We start from the raw sequence: 19435 nt of genomic DNA on the forward strand, positions 1-19435 counted from the left end.
CCCCGTCCGGCCTGTGCCGCTCGGTCGCAGACCGGCGCCGTACGGGCGCCGCGGAACCCTAGGCACACTTTCCTCCGTCGCCGGCTGGGTGTTGCCGGCCTCTACTCTCACTCTACGAATCGGACGAGCCGGTGTCAACCTCATATCCGAACTTTTTTCTGTTCAGAGCGTAAAACGTTCGGATGCAGGGCCGCGAGCCGGTTCCTGCGCACTTCCTCCAGTCCCGCCTGTCCTTCCACACCATGTCGTCCGGTGCACGCGACCGAGCTCCTGCCGCCCGCCGATCGCCAACCATCCCCTGTACGATTGGACCCATCCAATCAACTTCACGAGTGGCTGTTGACGCATTGGATGGTTCAAGGCACCATAGCTCCCAGAAGAGAACCGGTGGGAGGGAACGGGATTGCGCAAGGCACTCACGATCGCCGGGTCCGACACCAGCGGCGGCGCCGGCATTCAGGCCGACCTCAAGACCTTCCAGGAGCTGGGCGTCTACGGCATGTCGGCCCTCAACGTCATCGTCACCATGGATCCCAACGGCTGGAGCCATCAGGTCTTCCCGCTGGATCTGGAGCTGCTCGAGCGGCAGCTGATCACCGCCTTTGAAGGCGTCGGCGTCGACGCCGTGAAGACCGGCATGCTGGCCTCCGCCGCCGTCGTCGAGCTGGTGGCGCGCAAGCTGGACCAGTACGGCGCCGAGCGGGTGGTCATCGATCCGGTCATGGTCTGCAAGGGCACGGACGAGGTGCTCATGCCGGATCACGCCGCCGCCATCCGGGAGCTGCTGATCCCCCGGGCCCTGGTCATCACGCCGAACCTGTTTGAGGCGGCACAGCTGGCGCAGCGGCCGCCCATCCGCACCCTGGACGACATGAAGGAGGCGGCGGCCCGCATCGCCGAGGCAGGGGCGAAGAACGTGCTGATCAAGGGCGGCAGCAAGCTGGAGGGCGTCGGGAAGGCCGTGGACCTCTTCTACGACGGCAAGACGTTCACGCTGCTGGAGTCGGAGAAGGTCACCCACGGGTACACCCACGGCGCCGGCTGCACCACCGCGGCGGCGATTACCGCCGAGCTGGCCAAGGGCGCGTCGGTGGCCGACGCGGTCCGCACCGCCAAGCGCTTCGTCAGCGCGGCCATCCGCCACGGCTTCCGCCTCAACCAGTACGTGGGCCCGGTCATGCACGGGGCGCTGCGGCTTCACGGAGACGAGTAGCGGATCCATCGGCGCCATCGGGCCGCCGTCCCGCTCGGTCCCGCGCAGGAGGGTGACCTGCACGAAGTGCTCAAAAACGTCTGCTGTGGTTGATCCGGTCCGGTCCCGCGGCTACGATGGAGAGACAGCAGGACCGGCAGCGACCGGTCATTCGGCCACACGGGAGGTAGGGCCGGTGATTCAGGACCTCACCCGCGGCAACCTGGAGCGCGTGCGCAACCCGAGCCTGCGCGCGTACGCCGAACGGTACCTGGAGATCTACGAAGCATTCGAAGAGGCGGTGCAGCAAGCCGGGCTGCCCCTGGAGCCGCCCGGCCGGAACGGCGAGGCGCAGGACCTGCGGGCCGAACTGCGGGCCCGGGGGGCCTCGTTCCGCAACGCCGATCACAGCATCCACCTGGGACCGCTCTCGCCCGCCTGCGAGGCCTGCCGGATGGGCGTGGGCACCGCGACCTTCTTCGCCTCCCTGAAGTGCCACCGCCGCTGTTTCTACTGCTTCAACCCCAACCAGGAAGGGTACGACTTTTTCCAGGAGCACCGGCGGGACCTGGGGGCCGAACTGGCGGAGCTGGCCGAGGGTGGGTTTCAGGTCAGCCACGTGGCGCTGACCGGCGGGGAGCCGCTGCTGCACCCCGAAGAGGCGGTGACCTTCTTCCGGACCGCCAAGCAGCTTTTCCCCGGCGTCCACACCCGGCTCTACACCAGCGGCGACCACCTGGGCGAGGCGCTGGTCCGTCAGCTCGCCGAGGCCGGCCTGGACGAGGTGCGCGTGAGCGTCCGGGTGGACGACGGCCCCGCCGGGCGCCGCCACACCTACAGCCGGCTTGCCCTGGCCCGGGAGCATATCCCCGCCGTGATGGTGGAGACCCCGGTGCTCCCCGGCACGCTGGACGCCATGACGGAGATGCTGCTGGAGCTGGACCGCATCGGGATCTTCGGCGTGAACCTGCTGGAGTTCTGCTTCCCCTTCCACAACGCCGAGGCGTTCCGGGAGCGGGGTTACCAGGTCAAGAACCCGCCCTACGAGGTGCCCTACGACTACTGGTACGCCGGCGGGCTGCCCGTGGCCGGGAGCGAAGTGGACGCGCTGCGGCTCGTGAAGTTCGCCCTCGACCAGGGGCTCTCTCTGGGCGTGCACTACTGCTCGCTGGAAAACAAGCACTCGGGCCAGATCTTCCGGCAGAACAGCACCGCCAGCCTGCCGGCCACGGCCTGCTTCTCCGCCCGCGATTTCTTCATCCGCTCGGCCAAGGTGTTCGGGCGCGACGCCCTGCGCTCCCGCCGGCGTTTCGACGCCCTGGGCTACCGGGGCTATGCGGTCGACCCGGCCCGCGACTTCCTCGAGTTTCACCCGGCCTGGATCCCCCAGCTGCGGGGGGTCGCGGACGAGGTGGCGCTCTGCACCTACGTGGCCGAGGAGCGGCCGGAGGGACCGGTGCTGCGGGAGCTCAAGATCTCGGTCACGACCCCCGGGACCTTCGATCCGGAAACCGACATCTGAGCCCGGCATGCAGAGGACCGGAGGGGACCGACGGCCCCTCCGGTCTTGCGCGCTTTCTGACCGCTAGTGGGTGCCGATCTGCACGCGGGTGGCGGAGAACAGGCGCCTTTCCGGCGGTCAGCCGCCGCCCCGTTTCGACCGGAGGCCCCGCCCTGCCTGGCCAGGCAGGGCGGGGCCTCCCGCATGATCCCCCGCTCACCGCGTGAGCACCAGCTTCATCCCGCCGATGATGAGCAGCACACCGAGCACCTGGGGCCACCGGATCGGAATCGGACCGGCCGTTCCGAAGCCGATGGCGTCGATCACCAGGGCGGCAATGAGCTGCACGCCGGTCAGCAGGCTGAGCGTGGCGTTTGCGCCGATGGCGCCGGTTCCCACGATCACGGAGCTGACCACCATCGCGCCGCACAGGCCGCCCAGGAAGCTCCACGGCGGTGCGGTCGAAAGCCCCTGGCCCAGGCCGGACAGCCCCTGTCCCCGCAGGGTGAACAGGGTGAGTGCCAGCAGCGCGGTCCCACCGACGATGAACGAGACCAGCGATGCCGGAATGGGTCGGATGTGCTGGGCCAGCGTGGCGTTCACCGGCGCTTGCACCGCGCCGGCAACGCCACCGAGGATGATGATCAGCCAGAACAGCCAGGATGCCATCCCGCCGCCTCCTTCACATTTCGGGTCCCGCGAACCCGCACAACCCTTCATCTGTTCGGCGGCGGCGGGAAAACTCCTCCGTCGCGACTTTACCCGAGGAAGCCGGCCTCCTTCAGCGCGGTCCGGGCGGCTTCCAGGTCCTCATCGGCCACCAGGACCACCGGGCCGGTGCAGCCCATGCCGGACTTGGCGTAGATGCCCCGCCGCCACAGGCAGGCCACCGCCTCCTCCAGGTCGAGGATGTCAACGCCGGGGATCTCCGCCGTCGCCACCTTCTCGGGCGGCGCCGCTGCCGGGCCGTCCGGGGCGGCGACCGTGCCGCCAGCCTCTGCGCCGGCCTGCGGCCCCGCCACGGCATCCGGGCCTGCCTGCGGACGGATCTGGCCTCCGCCGGCCCCGCGCCGCTCCGCCAGCAGCCGGTCCAGCCCGGCCTCCCGGGCACGGGCGTATTCCTGCGCCACCACCTGCGGCAGGTTGCCCCGGGCCATGTCCGCGGCGTACCGGATCGCCCCGGCGATGACCGGCGCGCCGGACGCCCGGCTGATGATGTGGACGATCTGCCGCTGCTCGGGGCCGACCCCGGGGCCGTAGCCGTAGCCGGTCGCCTCGTAGCTGCCGCCGGTGGACTGGGCCGAGATCAGCTTCATCAGCAGGTTGCCCGTCAGGCTGTCGGTCACCAGCACGTCGGGCTCGCCGGTCAGCACGTCGTTGCCCCGCATCAGGGCGCCGCCGTCGGCCCGGCCGGACGCCGCCCACCGGAAGGGATAGCCGCCCGTGCGCAGCGCCTCCAGGACCCGCTCGGCCTGGCGGGCGCCGTCCACGTTCAGGATGCCCACCGTCGGGTCGGTCAGTCCCAGCGCCCGGGCGACGGCGATGCCGCCGATCGCGGCGCGCACCATCGCCTCGACCCGGTCAGCCGCGGCCGTGCCGGTGGTGGTCGCGATCAGCATCTCGCGGCCGCGGGCGGGGGTGATGACCCGGCCCACCGTGGCCACGCCGATCGGGAACGCGTAGTGCAGCGTCACCGCTGCCGCCAGCTCGCCCGCGGCCAGCATCCGCTCCATGGTCCGGTGCTCGTCGGCGAGGCACCCGTCGCCGGCCTCCACCCAGCGAACCGGCGTCTCCCGGGGCGGCCTGCCGATGAGCACCACCTCGATGTCCGGCCACTGCCGCCGGGCCTGCTCAGCCGCCCGCAGGACCTCCTCCTCGCCCAGCTCGCTGCCGTGCAGCGTGATGCCCACCGCCGGGCGGACCGGCTTCGGGGCAGGCGCGCCGGCCTCTGCGGGCGCGCCGCCGGGTGCGTCAGCCGCTTCCCCGGGCTGGGGGCCCGGGTTCCGCTCCAGCAGCACCGACACGCCGTCGAACAGGTTGGTCATGCGGCCCAGGAAGAGCGACCCCTTGCCGATGACCATCGCCCGCCGGATCTCACCGGCCATGATCGCGTCCCGCACGTGGCCGATCACCGGCACGCCGGAGGGGATGTGCCCCTGGGTCGGCGCGAAGCCGGGCATGCCGTGGGCGGCGACGAAGGCAGGCAGCTCCGCCCGGCCGATCTCGCCCCGCTTCACCGCCAGCGCGGCGATCATCTTGTAGTTGGCCTGGGGCACGTCGCCGGCCCCCGCGGGCTCGGTGAGCTCAGGGTTCTGCATCTCGACGCCGTACCGATCCACGTCGGAGAGCTTCAGCCCCGCGCGCTCCAGCGGCTCGGTCACCAGGGCCTCCATCACCGCCTGGGGCGAGGAGCCCGAGCCGATCTTGTGCCGGCCCACCACGTCGAGCCGCACCCGGGGGCTCGTGTGGTCGTCGGCCGAGAGGTGGACCGCGAAGGCGCCGATGACGTCCTCCAGCACCGGCAGCCCCTTGGCCACGTGGTCGCGGGAGTTCAGCCCGAGCTTGGCCGGGGTGCCGCCCGCCAGCACCACCACGTGCCGGAACACGCCGGCCCTGATCAGGGCGGCCGCCTCGATGAGGGCGTGGGTGGGACCTGCGCAGAAGGAGCGGGTGTCGGAGCCGGTGGCGTTCACACAGCCGGCCATCTCGCCGATGGCCTTGGCGAAGTTGCCACCGCCCCGCTGGTTCATGTCGCCGCACGCCTCTTCCGAGCACTCAATAATGTACTCGACCTCCTCCGGCTTTACGCCGGTCCTGGCAAAGAGGTGCCGGAGCCCCAGCACCGCGGAGGCTTTGGTCACCAGGTTCTCCAGCATCACGTGGCTGGAGAGCGTCTCGTCGTGCTCGTGGGCCCGGCGGACGACCCCCACCAGCCGGTCGCCCAGGTACAGGGGAGCCGCCTTCTCCTCCAGCAGCCGCTGCAGTTCGGCCTGCTCGACGCCCGTCCCCAGCCGGGCGGCGTCCGCCGCCCAGAGCGGGTGCGCGGCCAGCCGCTCGGCCATCTCTGCGGCGAAACCGGCCTCCAGCCGGACCAGATCGAACGCGTCGACCAGTTTCAGGAGGGCCAGGAACTCATCCTCCGGCATCATCTCGCCGTACCGGGCTTCCCGCTCCGCCCCCTCCACCGGGTGCTCGTACCAGGGGCGGGGGATCCGGGCCAGCTCGTCGGGCCGGAGACGGCCCAGGTAGGTCTGGTTGGGCGGGTAGGCCAGGGCCTCCTCGAAGCTGCGCAGGTGCCGGGGCAGCCTGGCCAGGTACGGGCTTTCCGGGTTCAGCCGACGCTCCATCGCCGGCGTGGTGCCGTAGTGTACCAGCAGGTTCGGGGCGTGGATCAGGCAGTAGGCCGCCCCGCGGATGACAGGCTCGGTCATGGGCATCACTCTCCTTCGTCGCGCGCCGGGGCAGTCGCCGGGTGCAGGGTACCCCGCCGGTGGACCGGTCCATCGCCGCGCACGCCGCTACGAACCGGGCACCCCGGAACGCCGCCCCGCGGCACGTAAGGGGCGCCGCAATCACGGCGCCCCCTCCGGGTCTTACTCGAACACCGTCTGCCCGTCCACCGGGGTGGTCAGCGCCTGCAGCGCCTTCATCACCAGCCGGCGGCGCAGGGTCCGCTCCTCGTCGGGCGGCAGCGCCGGGTTGCCCAGCGGATGGGGGATGGCCACCGCCGGCACGATCCGGTTGGCGCCCACGGTCAGCGAGATCGGCACCACGGTGCAGACGTGGACCACGGGGATGCCAGCCCGCTCGATCTCCTTCACCATCGTTGCTCCGCAACGAGTGCAGGTCCCTCAGGTGGAGGTGAGGATGACGGCATCCACCTCGTACTTCTTCAGGTCCTCGGCGATCTCCCGGGCGTAGGCTCGGGCGTTGGCCACCGAGGTGCCGTTGCCCACGGTCGCGTACCAGTAGTCGTGCAGCTTGCCGATGACGCCTTCCCGCTCCAGCTCCCGCATGACGTCCACGGGGAGCACCCGGTCGGCGTCGGCGTTGGCGTAGGTCGGGTCGTAGCCGCCGTGGGCGGTCTGGTGCGTCTCGGCGGTCAGGTCGTCGAGGTCACCCAGGTAGTACTTGCCGTACTTGGATGCTGAGGAGGATTCGATGTGGTCCGGGTTGCCCTTGGGCACGATGCCGCCGGAGGTGACCAGGGCGATCTTCGCCTTGCTCAGGTCCTTCACCGGCGGGTTGGGCGGCACCCGGTCGAAGGAGGGCATGGGGTACTCGGTGGTGTAGGGCTCGCCTTTCAGCTTGCGCACCAGCATCTCCACCGCCCGGGCGGAGCCCCGCTCCGCCGCGAAGGTGTTGACCCGCAGGCCCCGTTCCAGATAGGTGCCCGGTTCGGGCTCCTGCCCCGCCGCCAGCCGCCGGATCAGGGCCGCCATGGCCGGGATGGCCGTCCGCATGGAGGCGGCGGAGTTGCCGGTCTCCACCACCCATGCGTACCGGCGGTAGACCTCCACGCCGGGATTCTCCAGGAACATGCCGGTCACGACGGGGATCCCGAGCTCCTTGCTGACCACCTCGGCCACCGCCCCGCACGCCATGCCGTAGCGGCCGGCGTTGAAGGCCGGGCCGGCGACGACCAGGTCGGGGTTCTGCTGCCGGATCAGCGCGAGCACGGTGGCCTTGGCTTCCTCCAGGTTCTCGTTGAACCAGGAGTCGCCGCAGATCACGGTGGCCACGATCTCCCCGGCGTCGCCCAGGGCCGCCTTCAAGGCCATCCCGGGCCCCACCGGGCCGGGGCGTACCTCGGGCCGCACGCCGGCGTGCTCCTCACCTCCGATTCCACCGAAGAACTGGTTCAGGTAATGCACAATCCGCACGTGTGACCCCCCTTTACCAGGCGGCGTACTTCTCGCGGATCGAGCGGACCTCCTGGACGATCGCCTCCACGTCCAGCACCATCTCCATCAGGGAGACCTGCTCCTCGTAGACGTTGGGATCGATCTGCTCCTTGATCTCGGGCTCGAAGATGTGGTACGCCTTGAGTCCCAACTGGACTCCGGCCAGTGGACCGGCCCAGGCGGGGTCGCCGTTGCTGACCGTCTCCGCCGCCAGCCCCGAGGCCTCGGCCTCGGCGCCGCCCAGGATGACCACGAGGTCCTCCTTGGGATACTTCTCAGCCAGCTCCTTGACCCTGCGCTGGTTCTCCATGTCCATGGCCCCTGCGCTCGTTCAGACGAAGCACTCCGTGGAGGCGAAGACCACCTCGGCGCCGGCGCTGCGGACGCAGGCCTCCAGGGCCGGACCCGGGATGCCGTCCCGGTCGCCGAGGATGATCGCCTTCTTCCCCTTCAGTTCCATGCTCTCACTTCCTTTACAGACAGTAGAAAGCCTCAAATGGTCCTGGCCGACAGGCGGGAGAAGCCCAGCTCGTTGGTCGCGCCGGTGATCACCTGGATCTCGGCCTCGATGGAGCCGTCGGGCCTGAGGGATCCTTCCCAGCCGCCGGCGATGACGTTCACCTGCTCGGGGTAGCCGATGACCTTCTCCATGGGCGGCAGCACGACCACGGCGTTGGCGTTGCCGGCGGTCACCACGGCGTCGGCGTGCGGCGTGGCGTCGGCCAGCGACTGGGATCCGCCGTCGCGCCCGGCGTACTCGTCGGTGATCAGCACCGTCTTGATGCCCTTCTCCTCCAGCTTCCGGCAGTTCATCATCAGGTCGGTGTCGGGGTTGCCGAACCCCTCCTCGGTGACGATGGCGCCGTCGGCCCCCAGCATCCGGACCAGCTTGGCCGCGTAGCTGGAGGAGCGCTCCTTGTCCGCCAGGGTCACGTTCTCGTTGGTGATGACCACCCCGAGGAAGTTGATGTCCTTGCCGTGGCGGGCGTACAGGTCCTCGATCACCGGCGAGTTCTGGTGGTGGTAGGTGGTGTTCTTGTCGCAGGCGGAGACGCAGTTGCCGCTGACGATCGCGCCGTCGAAGACCTCGGTCGGGGAGATCAGGGTCGGCAGGATCCGCTTGGCGTCCACGCCGTAGACGTAGGTGTCGTGCAGCAGCCCCTGGGACTGAAGCATGTACACGTAGACCACCTTCGGCAGGTCCGGGTACCGGGCGATGGCCTCGGGCAGGGGCAGGTGCTCGTAGGTGACCACCTCGTCCGGCTCGGCGTGGCGGCCCGCCTCGCCCAGATAGGCGGCGGCCTTCAGCCCCGCCAGCCGCAGGGCGGCCTCGTGCTCGTGCTGGGTCAGCCCCTCGCGCGGGGTGCAGTGCACCGTCACGTTGATGAGCTTGGAGAACGGGGTGTACTCGGCGCCCGGGCCGGACATGTCGATCAGCCCCTCCTGGAAGCCGACGATCCGGCCGGTCGTGACGACGGCGCAGCCCTTCAGCACGTGGGTGCGACCCTCGCCCACCGTCTCCACCTTCCCGATGAACCCGGGGAAGACACCACCGGGGCCCGAGACCTTGACCAGGGGCTCGATGACGTCCTTGACCGGGATGATCCGCACCGACTCGCCGGGGCGGGCGATGTCCAGCTCCACGGCGGTCAGCCGCTCGTCCTGCAGGAGCAGGTTTGCGAGCTCCTCCCGGTTCACGGTGAGGACGCCGCCCTCCACCCGGGTGGTCTCGCCGAAGCGCACGTCGCGGATGTAGATGCGGCCCAGTTCCAGCTTCATGGCCCTTCGCCTCCTCACACCAGCCGCTGCAGCTCGGCCTCGATGGCCTCCGCCGTGCACGCCTCGGGCCCGGCCAGCTCGGCCACCTTCTCCCCGTCCCGGAAGAAGAGGAACGTCGGCAGCCCGAGCACCCGCTGGCTGATCGCCAGCCGCCGGTTCTCCAGCACGTTGACCTTGCAGAACTTCACCCGGTCGCCATACGTTTCGGCCAGCCGCTCCACCTCAGGCAGCAGCTCCATGCACGGGTCGCACTTGGGGCTCCACCAGTCGACCACCACCGGGCCGGACGCCTGCAACACCTCCTGTTCGAAGTTCTCCTTGTTGACCTCCAGCATCCATGGGTCACCTCCTCAGATCCTGGCCGGCAAGTGTCCAACCACCCACTCCTCCAGGTGGTTGAAGTCCTCGGTGAGGGTGGCCAGGGGAATGCCCTTGTGGAAAATGCGCACCGCCGGCACGTCGAACACGCCGAGGCGGGCCGCCGTCCGGGCGGACTTGTAGCAGTCGATGCGGGCCAGGCGCATCTGGCCGCCCATCCCGGCCACAATGCGCTCCGCCTGCTGCAGCACGTGCACCGACAGCGAGTCGGCCGGGCTCCAGAACACCGCCAGGACCGGCTCCTCGGGGGATAGGATTTCCCGGTCCACCTGCTCCTCCTCCGCCAGGAACTTCTCAGCCGCGCACGCGGCGATGGCGCCGTCGGCGGCGGCCGTCACGATCTGCCGCAGCCACTTGCGGCGGGCGTCGCCGGCGGCGAAGACGCCGGGGATGTTCGTCTCCATCGTGTCGGGGTCGGCGATGATGTACCCCTTGCGGTCCAGCTCGATCCCGGTGCCCCGGAGGAACTCGGTGCGGGGGGTCGTGCCCACGAAGACGAAGACGCCGTCGCAGGGAAGCTCCGTCCGCTCGCCGGTGCCCAGGTGACGGAGCGCCACCTTCTCCACGTGGTCCTCGCCCAGGATCTCCTCGACCATGGTCTGCCAGATCACCTTGATCTTGGGCGTGGCGAACAGCCGCTCCTGGGCGGCCTTGTTGGCGTCCATGATGCCCTCAGGGTGGATGCAGATGAGGGTCACACTGCTGGCGAACCGGGTGAGGTAGATGGCTTCCTCCACGGCGGCGTCGCCGTTGCCCACCACCACCACGTCCAGATCGGTGAAGAAGTCGGCGTCGCAGGTGGCGCAGTACGACACGCCCTTGCCGCGGAGCCGGCCCTCGCCCTTGACTCCGAGCATGCGGGGCTCGGCGCCGGGGCAGAGGATGACCGCGCGGGCCTCGTAGACCTCGCCCTTCTTGGTGCGGATCGTCTTGACCGGCCCCTGCAGCTCCACCGCGCCGACCTCGCCGCGGACGATCGTCGCCCCCAGGGCCTCGGCGTGCTCCCGGAACTGTTTCATCAACTCCGGTCCGGTGGTGCGGCCGAGACCCGGGTAGTTCTCCACCTCCTCGGTGGTCGCCGCCTGGCCGCCCGGCCGTCCCTTTTCAATCAAGAGCGTCGACATCCGTGCCCGGGCCCCGTAGACGGCGGCGGAAAGACCGGCGGGACCGCCGCCGATGATCACGAGATCCCAGCGCTCAGCCATGCAAAACCCCTCCCGAAAGCGTGTTGCTTTCCCATGTGAAAAAAAGGAACGAGCCAGCAAGCTGGTCGTTCCTCTGTCTCCTCCACCTGAGAGTTTGGCCGTGCGGGAGGCCTTGCTCCTTCGGTGCCGCGCAGGGCGGCTCTCCAGAGGGCGGGGGGGGGGCGCGCTGTGCACGCCCAGGCGACGGTCCTGGTGCCTGAGAGATTCACGGAGAGTCCGACCCCCTCCCCGCTTGCTCCTTCGGCGCTTCCCCTGAAGGAAGACTCTCCCGCCGCCGGCCCCTCTATGCGCTATGTGGTTTTCTACATTCATGTTATCTGTTTGAAAATTGTCTGTCAATTGAGCACTAGGCCCTATTCCCGTAGACCGTTGGGCCTCCTCCCATGGTCGGCGGGCCTGACCCGGAGAGGCTAGGCCGACCGTGCCCGGCCCTTTGGGCGGAAGTCGAACCCCAGCCCGTCCAGCACCAGGAACATCACCCCGGTGAACAGGAAGAGCCAGCGGAACTGCTTGGGCAGATGCAGCCAGCGGGGGATCAGGCTGAGGAAGCCCAGCGGCACGGAGAAACGGAAGAGCGCGGCGGCCAGCGACGGCAGCAGCGGCCGGCCGGCGATGCGAAGAGCGACCGCCGCCGCCGGCACGACCAGGGGCGACAGACCGCCCAGGATCCAGATGGGGTCGAAGGTGTCCAGCAGCCGGCCGGCCCGCACCACCTGGGGGATGATGGTGAGGCAGGCCACCACGGAGATGTGCGCCCAGGAGACCACCGCGAAGCCGGCGCCCACGATGAACTGGACGCCCGGCTTCACCTCAGGCTCCAGCAGGACGGCCATCTGCAGGAAGCCCCAGGCCAGAAGCGCCGCCACCAACCCGCCGCCGAAGTAGGGCAGATGGTAGGGGTACCGCAAGGTGTACACCGGGGTGACGTAGGCCGCCAGGGCGCAGAGCGCGGTCAGGACCAGCCGGTAGTATACCCTGGCCAAGGCGCCACCCCCTCCCGCCGGAAGTTCACGCTGTCATGTTCGCCCCTGGAAGCGGCTTTCCTGCCCCCGGCAGGCATGCGGGTCCTCCGCAGACAACCGACCGCCCGGGTCCGATGTCCGGGCGGTCGCCAGTCATCCGTATGCGTCTCAGGCCTTGCTCTTCTGCACGGCGGCGTAGACCTTGGTGGGCAGGCCGAAGATGTCGATGAACCCCTTGGCCGCCTTGTGGTCGAACTTGTCCGCCTTGTCGTAGGTGGCCAGGTCGTAGGAGTAGAGCGTGTAGGGCGAAGTCCGGCCCACGCAGAAGGCCGAGCCCTTGAAGAGTCTCACCCGCACCGTGCCGGTCACCGTCTCCTGGGACTTCTTGATGAAAGCGTCCAGGGCCTCCTTCAGCGGGTGGAACCAGAGGCCGTTGTAGACCAGTTCGGCGTACTTCTGCTCCAGGCCCAGCTTGAAGTGGTGCAGCTCCCGGGGCAGGGTGATGGTCTCCAGCTCCTTGTGCGCCAGGGTGAGCACCGCCGCCGCCGGCATCTCGTACACCTCCCGGGACTTGATGCCGACCAGTCGGTTCTCCACGTGGTCGATGCGGCCCACCCCGTGGCGGCCGGCGATGGCGTGCAGCCGCTCGATCAGGGTCACCAGGTCCAGCGCCTCGCCGTTCAACGAGACCGGCACGCCCTGCTCGAAGCCGATCTCCACGTACTCGGGCTCGTCGGGGGCATCCTTCGGATTCACGGTCCACTCGAAGGCCTCCTCCGGCGCCTCCGCCCACGGGTCCTCCAGGACGCCGGCCTCGCAGGAGCGGCCCCACAGGTTCACGTCGATGGAGAACGGGTTCTCCTTGCCCACCGGGACCGGGATGCCATGTTTCTGGGCGTAGTCGATCTCCTCCTCCCGGCTCCATCCCCACTCCCGCACCGGGGCGAGCACCTGCAGGTTGGGGTTGAGGGCGGCCACGGAGACCTCGAACCGCACCTGGTCATTGCCCTTGCCCGTGCAGCCGTGGGCGACGAAGTCGGCCCCTTCCTCCTCGGCGATCTGGACCAGCAGCTTCGCGATCAGCGGCCGGGAAAGCGCCGCCGAGAGGTAGTACTTGGACTCGTAACAGGCGTTGGCCTGGAGCGTCGGCAGGATGAAGTCGTAGGCGAACTCTTTCCTGGCATCGTAGACGTAGCTCTTCACGGCGCCGATGGAAAGCGCCTTCTGCCGGATGAACTCCAGGTCCTTGTCGTTGGCGCCCACGTCCACCGCCAGCGCGACCACATCGGCGTCGTAGTTCTCCTTGATCCAGTGGATCGCCACCGAGGTATCCAGCCCGCCTGAGTAGGCCAGCACGCACTTCTTCTTCGCCATCGATCGGAGCCTCCTCGTCCTCGCCCGGCGCCCCGGGCCTCTTGGTGCATGATTATACTCCTAGGTGAATAAGTATGCAATAGGGGTGAATAGATTTAGAGAGGCGCCCGAACCGGGCGCCTCCCGTTCACTTCATGCCTCTGCCATGCCGAGTGTGGCCACACCCCCGGCGTCGGCCTGCAGGTCCGGCGGGACGGGCAGGCTACGCAGCCGACTCCGTCCGGGCGCCGGGGGCGGCCTGCGCCAGCCCGGGAACCGGCTCCCGCGGGAGTGCCCGCCGACCGGCCATGAGGAGCCGCAGGCCGTTCACCGCGACCAGGATCGTCGACCCCTCGTGGCCCACCACCGCCAGCGGGAGCGTGAGGCGGCCCATGAGGCTCAGGACCACCAGCATGACGATGACCCCGACGGCGAAGGCCAGGTTCTGCCCGACCACCTTCCGGGCCAGCCGGCCCATGCGGAAGACATCGGTCAGGCGGGCGAGGTCGTCGGCCATGAGCACCACGTCGGCGCTCTCCAACGCCGCGTCGTTGCCGGCGCCGCCCATCGCCACGCCCAGGCTGGCCCGGGCCAGGGCCGGCGCGTCGTTGATGCCGTCCCCCACCATGGCCACCGGGCCGTACAGCCGCTCCAACTCCTCGATGGCCCTGAGCTTGTCGCCCGGCAACAGGTTCGCCTGGAACTCGTCCACGCCCGTCTCGGCCGCCACAGCCGCCGCCACCCGCTCGTTGTCGCCGGTGAGCATCACCACCCGCTGGATCCCCTGGGTTCGCAGGGCTTCAACGACCGCGCGCGCCTGGGGCCGGACCCGATCCGCGACGCCCAGCACGCCCAACGGCCGCCCGTCGGCGATCACCAGCACCGCGGTCTCGCCGCGGGTCTCTACCTGCCCCGCCGTCCGGCTCATCCATTCGTCCGCGCCGGACTCCAGCAGCCGCCGGCTCCCCACGAGCACCCGCCGGCCGTCCACCACCGCCGAGACGCCCAGCCCCGGCTGCTCCTCCACCTGCTCGGGCTGCGGCAGTTCGCCCAGCCGCCGGCGGGCCGCGGCGACGATCGCCTGGCCCAGGGGATGGCCCGAACGCAGCTCGGCCGCCGCCGCCAGGCGCAGGAGCTCCGCCTCCGACACCCCCTCCGCCGGAAGGACGGAGATGAGCTCGGGCCGACCCTCGGTCAGCGTGCCGGTCTTGTCGAAGGCGACCACCCGGACGATCCCCGCCTGCTCCAGGTGGATTCCGCCCTTGAAGAGGATGCCCTGCCGGGCGCCGGCGGCGATGCCCGAGAGCAGCGCGGCCGGCGTGGCGATCACCAGCGCGCAGGGCGACATGACCACCAGGAGCTGCATCGCCAGATAGAAGCTGTCGGACCAGGCCCACCCGGCTGCCAGCGGCGGCACCGTCCACGTGAAGAGGGCCACGGCCACCACGATCAGCGTATAGTAGCGGTCAACCCAGTCGACGACCCGCTGCGCCCGGGCCTTGTGCTCCTGCGCCTCCTCCACCAGCCGGATGATCCGGGCCAGGGTGGAGTCGGTCGCCGGCCGCGTCACCCGGACCAGGAGCATGCCGGTGGTGTTGACGCTGCCGGCGAGGACCTGCGCGCCGGGCGCCTTGGCCACGGGCACCGATTCGCCGGTGATCGCCGCCTGGTCGACGGCGGAGCGGCCCTCCACGACCACGCCGTCGACGCCCAGCCGCTCCGCCGGGCGGACGACCACCAGGTCGCCCACGTTGACCTCCTCCAAGGGGACCAGACGCTCGCGGCCGTCCTCATCCCGCACCAGGGCCTCCTCCGGCCGCAGCCTGACCAGGGCCTCGATCGCCCGGCGGGTGCGGCCCGAAGCGAACTCTTCCAACGTATTCGAGAGGGCAAAGAGGAAGATCAGAACGGCGCCCTCGCTCCAGCGGCCCAGGGCCGCCGCGCCGGCCGCGCCGAGCACCATCAGCATATCGATGTTCAGGCTGCCCTGCCGCAGCGCGGCCAGGCCGTCCCGTACCCGGAGATACCCGCCGGAGACGTACGCGGCCGCGTAAGCCGCAGCGGCCCAGCCCGCCAGGCCCGGTGCCAGCCGCTCCCACATCCAGCCGACCACCAGGAACAGTCCGCTGAGCACGGTCGCCCGCACCAGCGGCCGGAGCTCGTCGTCCATCAGATCTGCCCGCACTGCGAACACCGAGCCACCCCCTAATTTAGAACGGTTCTAAGCTATAACCATTCTAACTCTCTCCAGGGCGGTTGGCAAGAGGATGATGGGCCCGAACACAAAAATATACGCCACGGCCCGAGCCGTGGCGAAAGGGATCGGCAGACGGAGGGGAATCAGTCGGCGGCACCGTCGCGGGCGCAGGCCGGGCAGATGCCGTAGTAGAGCATCTGGGCGCCCACCAGCCGGTATCCGGTCTCGGCCTGCACCATTTCCTCCAGTCCGGTGGAGATGTGGTGCAGGTCGATCACCTGCTTGCAGCGGATGCAGATGACGTTGACGTGCGTGTCGACGTCCAGCTCGTAGTGGACGGCGCCCGCCGCGTCCGGCCCCAGCTCATAGACCAGGCCCCGCTCCTTCAGGACGGTCAGGGTATTGTACACCGTGGCAAGGCTGACGCCGGGGTGGTGCTTCCGGGCGGCTTCGAAGATCTCCTGCACGGTGGGGTGCTGCTTCCCCGCCATGTCCGCGAGGGCCGCGCAGATGGCGGCGCGCTGGGCCGTGAGCTTCAGCCCGGCGGCGCGCAGGCCCGCGGTGAACGGATCCTCCCGGTGCTGTTCCGCGACCTGGTGCCCGCTCTCGGTCATGGCGTTCACCCCCCACAGCGAGAATCATTCCAGTTAACAGTATATCAGATCCCGCGTGACTGCAATAGTCTTTTGCCCGGAACCTCCCATCACCAGTTTTCCGCAAAGCGAGCCGCACTATGGCAGGACTTGACCGCAAGCGGGAGAAGCGAACAAACGAGGTGATGTCCTTGAGCGAACCCAACGCCCGACCTCCCCAGGCGCTGCTGTACGTGCAGGACCTCCCGCGCGCCGCCGCCTACTACGCCGGGCTCCCCGGATTCCGCGCCGTCCCCGCGGGATCGGCGGACGTGCTGGTGACCGCGCCCGAAGGGGAGACGCTGGTGCTGCTGCGGGCCGGGACCGAGCCGCCCCCCGCGCTGGCGGCGCCGCCGGCCGGCCCCGGCGCGTGGGTCTACCTGCACCGCCGGGACCTTCCTGACCTGGCCGCGCGCCTGCGGCAGGCCGGCCTCATGCCCGACGGCCCGACGGTCACATACCCTGGGTACCGCCAGATGCTGCTGCCCGATCCCGAGGGCTACGTGCTGGCATTCTGGGAGGAGCTGCCCGTCACCGACGACCAGATCCTGGAGCTGTACCGAACCGGCCCGGCCCGGCTGGCCGACGCCGTAGGACGCCTGGGCGACGCCGGGCTGGACGTCCCCCGCGCCCCGGGCAAGTGGACCGCCCGGCAGATCGTCCACCACATCGTCGACTCGGACGCCGAGACCTTCCACGTCCTGCGGATCGCGCTGGCCCTGCCGGGCAGGCGCATCGCGACCACCGTCTGGGAGAACGACGAATGGATGCGCGGCCTGGCCTGCGACCGGCGGGCGGTGGAGCCGGCCATCGCCCTGTTCGCCGCCGCGCGCGCCTGGATCCTGGAGGCGCTGTCTCACCTGCCGGACGCGCTGGAGCGGACGGTCACCTGGCCCAGCGGCTACACGGCCAGCGTGCGTGATCTGCTCCGGCAGCAGGGGGGCCACGCGGTCCACCACATCCTGCAGCTTGAGGAGATGCAGCGCCGCCTGAAGAAATAATGCCACGAAAGTCCCGGGATTCAGAACCAAAGGCGACCCGCACGGTGTCTTATAGGCGGAACCCGCATCCGGGCCCTGGAGGAGGTGTGCCCCCATGACCTCGTTATTCCTTTATTCTTTTTATGTCGGCTTCGGCCTGACGCTGGTCTCGGTCATCCTCGGGTTCCTCAACCTGGGCGGCGACGCCGGCGACCTGTCCCACGGCGGCCACCTGGGCCCCGGGGGAGACCTCAGCCTCGACGCAGGCGGGGACCTGAGCGTTGATCTCGCCACGGACGTGCCCATGGCCCACGACGGCTCGGTGGGCAAGGCGACCGGGAAGGCGGCGGCCCTCTCGCCCGTTAACTTTCAGACGCTGGTGGCCGCGCTGATGGGCTTCGGCGGCGCCGGCTACCTGACGTCCCACTACGGTGCCCCGGTGGCCCTGGCCGGGGCAGCGGCAGGCGGCTTCGCCACCGGCTGGCTCGTCTACCGGTTCCAGCGCTTCCTGCTCCGGGGCGAGCGGCCGCTTCCGCCCACCCGGTACACGGGCATCGTCGGCCGGCTCACCGTTCCGATCCGGGAAGGGGGCACCGGCGAGGTGGTCTACACGCTGAACCAGACCCGCACGGTGTCGGCGGCCCGCTCCGTGGACGGGCACCCGATCCCGAAGGGCGAGGAGGTCGTCATCCTTCGCTACGAGCGGGGCATCGCCTACGTCCAGCCGTGGCGTGAGTTCATGAAGGAAGAAAACCTTAAGGAGGTTTGAGACGGGAATGGGACCGCTGATCATCGCCGGCCTCACGATTCTGGGCATCCTGCTCCTGTTGGGCCTTCTGGCCTCCATGTACCGCAAGGTGCCACCCAACCGCGCACTCATCGTCTACGGCTTCGGGGGCCCGCGCGTCACCAAGGGCGGCGGCCTGGTGGTCTGGCCGCTGATCCAGTCGGCGCAGGAGCTCTCGCTGGAGCTCATGTCCTTTGACGTCGTCCCGCAGCAGGACTTCTACACGGTGCAGGGCGTCGCGGTGACCGTGGAGGCGGTGGCCCAGATCAAGGTCAAGTCGGACACCGAGTCGATCCTGACCGCGGCCGAGCAGTTCCTCTCCAAGACCACCAAGGAGCAGAACGAGATCCTGAAGCTGGTCATGGAGGGCCACCTGCGGGGCATCATCGGCCAGCTCACCGTGGAGCAGATCGTGAAGGAGCCGGAGATGGTGGCCGACCGCATGCGGGCCAACGTCGCCGACGACATGAGCAAGATGGGGCTGGAGGTCATCTCCTTCACGATCAAGGAGATCAAGGACAAGAACGACTACATCAACAACATGGGCCGGCCCGACACCGAGCGCATCAAGCGGGCGGCCGAGATCGCGGCGGCCGAGGCGCTGCGCGACACCGAGATCAAGCGGGCGGAGGCGATGCGCGAGGCGGCCATCGCCAAGGCGAGGGCCGAGCAGGAGACGGTGCTCGCCCAGTCCGAGTCGCTGGCCAAGCAGGCCGAGGCGCAGCGTGACCTGAACCTGAAGAAGGCCGCGTTCGAGGCCGAGGTCAAGCGGGCCCAGGCCCAGGCAGACAAGGCCTACGACATCGAGGCCAATATCATCCAGCAGAAGGTCGTCGCCGAGCAGGTCCGCGTGCAGCAGGTGGAGCGCCAGGAGCAGGTCAAGGTCCAGGAGGCCGAGATCCTGCGGCGCGAGAAGGAACTGATCGCGACCGTGCTGAAGGCCGCGGAGATCGAGCGGCAGAAGCAGGAGGCGCTGGCGGCGGCCCAGGCCCGCAAGCTGGAGATCGAGGCCGAGGGCCAGGCGCGGGCGATCCGGCTCTCCGGCGAGGCCGAGGCCGACGTGGTCCGGCAGAAGGGTCTGGCGGAGGCGGAGGTCATCCTCGCCAAGGGCCGGGCGGAGGCCGAGGCCATGCGCATCAAGGCCGAGGCGTACAAGGAGTACGGCCAGGCCGCCATCCTCGACAAGCTCATGCCGGTCCTGCCCGAGCTCATGCGGGCGGCCGCGGAGCCGCTGTCCCGCATCGACAAGGTCACGATCCTCTCCCAGGGCCAGGGGGCCGAGGTGGGCGTCAACAAGTTCATGGCCGACGTCGCCAAGCTGGTCGCCACCGCCCCCACGGTCCTGGAAGGGCTGACCGGGATCTCGATCCAGGAGATGATGAAGCAGCTGCCTGGCCTGGAGTCCAAGGTCCGGGAGATCGAGGCCGAGGTCAGGGAAGCGGAACCGGTTCCCCAGACAGAGACGGCGCCCGTCGCCGCTGCCATGGAGCCGGAGGCGGAAGCCGAGGCCGAAGGGAAGACCAAAGCAGAGGCGTAGGCGATCCGTCGTCCCTTGTGTACAAGCC

At 69.5% G+C, this 19435-nt stretch carries 16 protein-coding genes and 2 riboswitches; of the genes, 5 read left to right on the forward strand and 11 right to left on the reverse strand.

What is annotated here, in order from left to right:
- Positions 1 to 403 precede the first annotated feature (403 nt).
- Together pdxK and STH_RS14245 are read left to right on the forward strand one after the other, a co-directional pair.
- Positions 404 to 1213 (forward strand): pyridoxine/pyridoxal/pyridoxamine kinase, encoded by an 810-nt coding sequence (pdxK, locus tag STH_RS14240; RefSeq protein ID WP_011196981.1) that lies wholly within the window; start codon positions 404 to 406, stop codon positions 1211 to 1213.
- A gap of 175 nt (positions 1214 to 1388) precedes the next feature.
- Positions 1389 to 2714: a radical SAM protein gene (locus STH_RS14245; RefSeq protein ID WP_043714240.1), complete on the forward strand. Its 1326-nt coding sequence runs from the start codon at positions 1389 to 1391 to the stop codon at positions 2712 to 2714.
- 195 nt (positions 2715 to 2909) lie between these two features.
- On the opposite strand, the gene STH_RS14250 is transcribed toward STH_RS14245, so the two are convergent.
- From STH_RS14250 to STH_RS14305, 11 genes are all read right to left on the reverse strand, one after another.
- Positions 2910 to 3362 (reverse strand): DMT family transporter, encoded by a 453-nt coding sequence (locus STH_RS14250; protein ID WP_011196983.1) that lies wholly within the window; start codon positions 3360 to 3362, stop codon positions 2910 to 2912.
- Between the two features lie 89 nt (positions 3363 to 3451).
- Positions 3452 to 6124, reverse strand: coding sequence for a glycine/sarcosine/betaine reductase complex component C subunit beta (grdC, locus tag STH_RS14255; protein WP_011196984.1), 2673 nt, complete (start codon positions 6122 to 6124; stop codon positions 3452 to 3454).
- A gap of 162 nt (positions 6125 to 6286) precedes the next feature.
- Positions 6287 to 7576, reverse strand: a complete 1290-nt coding sequence (grdB, locus tag STH_RS14265; RefSeq protein WP_011196985.1) for a glycine reductase complex selenoprotein B — start codon at positions 7574 to 7576, stop codon at positions 6287 to 6289.
- A 13-nt stretch (positions 7577 to 7589) separates the two neighbouring features.
- Positions 7590 to 8057, reverse strand: a complete 468-nt coding sequence (gene grdA / locus STH_RS14270) for a glycine/sarcosine/betaine reductase complex selenoprotein A (RefSeq protein WP_011196986.1) — start codon at positions 8055 to 8057, stop codon at positions 7590 to 7592.
- Positions 8058 to 8089: 32 nt separating this feature from the next.
- Positions 8090 to 9376, reverse strand: a complete 1287-nt coding sequence (locus STH_RS14275; protein ID WP_043714248.1) for a glycine/sarcosine/betaine reductase component B subunit — start codon at positions 9374 to 9376, stop codon at positions 8090 to 8092.
- A gap of 14 nt (positions 9377 to 9390) precedes the next feature.
- Positions 9391 to 9711, reverse strand: coding sequence for a thioredoxin TrxA (gene trxA / locus STH_RS14280; RefSeq protein WP_011196988.1), 321 nt, complete (start codon positions 9709 to 9711; stop codon positions 9391 to 9393).
- Between the two features lie 15 nt (positions 9712 to 9726).
- The gene (gene trxB / locus STH_RS14285) at positions 9727 to 10959 is read right to left on the reverse strand and encodes a thioredoxin-disulfide reductase (RefSeq protein ID WP_011196989.1); all 1233 of its coding nucleotides are present in this window, start codon (positions 10957 to 10959) and stop codon (positions 9727 to 9729) included.
- A gap of 63 nt (positions 10960 to 11022) precedes the next feature.
- A riboswitch (glycine riboswitch) is annotated at positions 11023 to 11116 on the reverse strand.
- Positions 11117 to 11133: 17 nt separating this feature from the next.
- Positions 11134 to 11240: riboswitch (glycine riboswitch) on the reverse strand.
- 129 nt (positions 11241 to 11369) lie between these two features.
- The gene (locus STH_RS14290) at positions 11370 to 11942 is read right to left on the reverse strand and encodes a hypothetical protein (protein ID WP_043714250.1); all 573 of its coding nucleotides are present in this window, start codon (positions 11940 to 11942) and stop codon (positions 11370 to 11372) included.
- Positions 11943 to 12089: 147 nt separating this feature from the next.
- Entirely contained in the window at positions 12090 to 13295 is a 1206-nt protein-coding gene (locus tag STH_RS14295; protein ID WP_011196991.1) for an argininosuccinate synthase, read from the reverse strand.
- Positions 13296 to 13497: 202 nt separating this feature from the next.
- Entirely contained in the window at positions 13498 to 15468 is a 1971-nt protein-coding gene (locus tag STH_RS14300; RefSeq protein ID WP_011196992.1) for a heavy metal translocating P-type ATPase, read from the reverse strand.
- A 146-nt stretch (positions 15469 to 15614) separates the two neighbouring features.
- Positions 15615 to 16085: a Fur family transcriptional regulator gene (locus STH_RS14305; protein ID WP_011196993.1), complete on the reverse strand. Its 471-nt coding sequence runs from the start codon at positions 16083 to 16085 to the stop codon at positions 15615 to 15617.
- 170 nt (positions 16086 to 16255) lie between these two features.
- On the opposite strand from STH_RS14305, the gene STH_RS14310 reads away from it, so the two are divergent.
- The 3 genes from STH_RS14310 (at position 16256) to STH_RS14320 (ending at position 19407) form a co-directional block, all read left to right on the forward strand.
- Entirely contained in the window at positions 16256 to 17104 is an 849-nt protein-coding gene (locus STH_RS14310) for a DinB family protein (protein WP_043714252.1), read from the forward strand.
- 94 nt (positions 17105 to 17198) lie between these two features.
- Positions 17199 to 17852 carry a hypothetical protein gene (locus tag STH_RS17555; RefSeq protein ID WP_011196995.1) on the forward strand — a complete coding sequence of 218 codons (654 nt, stop codon included), beginning with the start codon at positions 17199 to 17201 and terminating at the stop codon, positions 17850 to 17852.
- Between the two features lie 7 nt (positions 17853 to 17859).
- Positions 17860 to 19407 (forward strand): flotillin family protein, encoded by a 1548-nt coding sequence (locus tag STH_RS14320; RefSeq protein ID WP_011196996.1) that lies wholly within the window; start codon positions 17860 to 17862, stop codon positions 19405 to 19407.
- Positions 19408 to 19435 lie beyond the last annotated feature (28 nt).

The organism is Symbiobacterium thermophilum IAM 14863, from assembly GCF_000009905.1.
GTDB lineage: Bacteria > Bacillota > Sulfobacillia > Symbiobacteriales > Symbiobacteriaceae > Symbiobacterium > Symbiobacterium thermophilum.

Excerpts from the sequence above, each read along its gene's own strand:
- STH_RS14250 (WP_011196983.1), bottom strand. The coding sequence starts at position 3,362 with ATGGCATCCTGGCTGTTCTGGCTGATCATCATCCTCGGTGGCGTTGCC.
- grdC (WP_011196984.1), bottom strand. The coding sequence starts at position 6,124 with ATGACCGAGCCTGTCATCCGCGGGGCGGCCTACTGCCTGATCCACGCC.
- STH_RS14275 (WP_043714248.1), bottom strand. The coding sequence starts at position 9,376 with ATGAAGCTGGAACTGGGCCGCATCTACATCCGCGACGTGCGCTTCGGC.
- trxA (WP_011196988.1), bottom strand. The coding sequence starts at position 9,711 with ATGCTGGAGGTCAACAAGGAGAACTTCGAACAGGAGGTGTTGCAGGCG.
- trxB (WP_011196989.1), bottom strand. The coding sequence starts at position 10,959 with ATGGCTGAGCGCTGGGATCTCGTGATCATCGGCGGCGGTCCCGCCGGT.
- STH_RS14295 (WP_011196991.1), bottom strand. The coding sequence starts at position 13,295 with ATGGCGAAGAAGAAGTGCGTGCTGGCCTACTCAGGCGGGCTGGATACC.
- STH_RS14305 (WP_011196993.1), bottom strand. The coding sequence starts at position 16,085 with ATGACCGAGAGCGGGCACCAGGTCGCGGAACAGCACCGGGAGGATCCG.
- STH_RS17555 (WP_011196995.1), top strand. The coding sequence starts at position 17,199 with ATGACCTCGTTATTCCTTTATTCTTTTTATGTCGGCTTCGGCCTGACG.
- STH_RS14320 (WP_011196996.1), top strand. The coding sequence starts at position 17,860 with ATGGGACCGCTGATCATCGCCGGCCTCACGATTCTGGGCATCCTGCTC.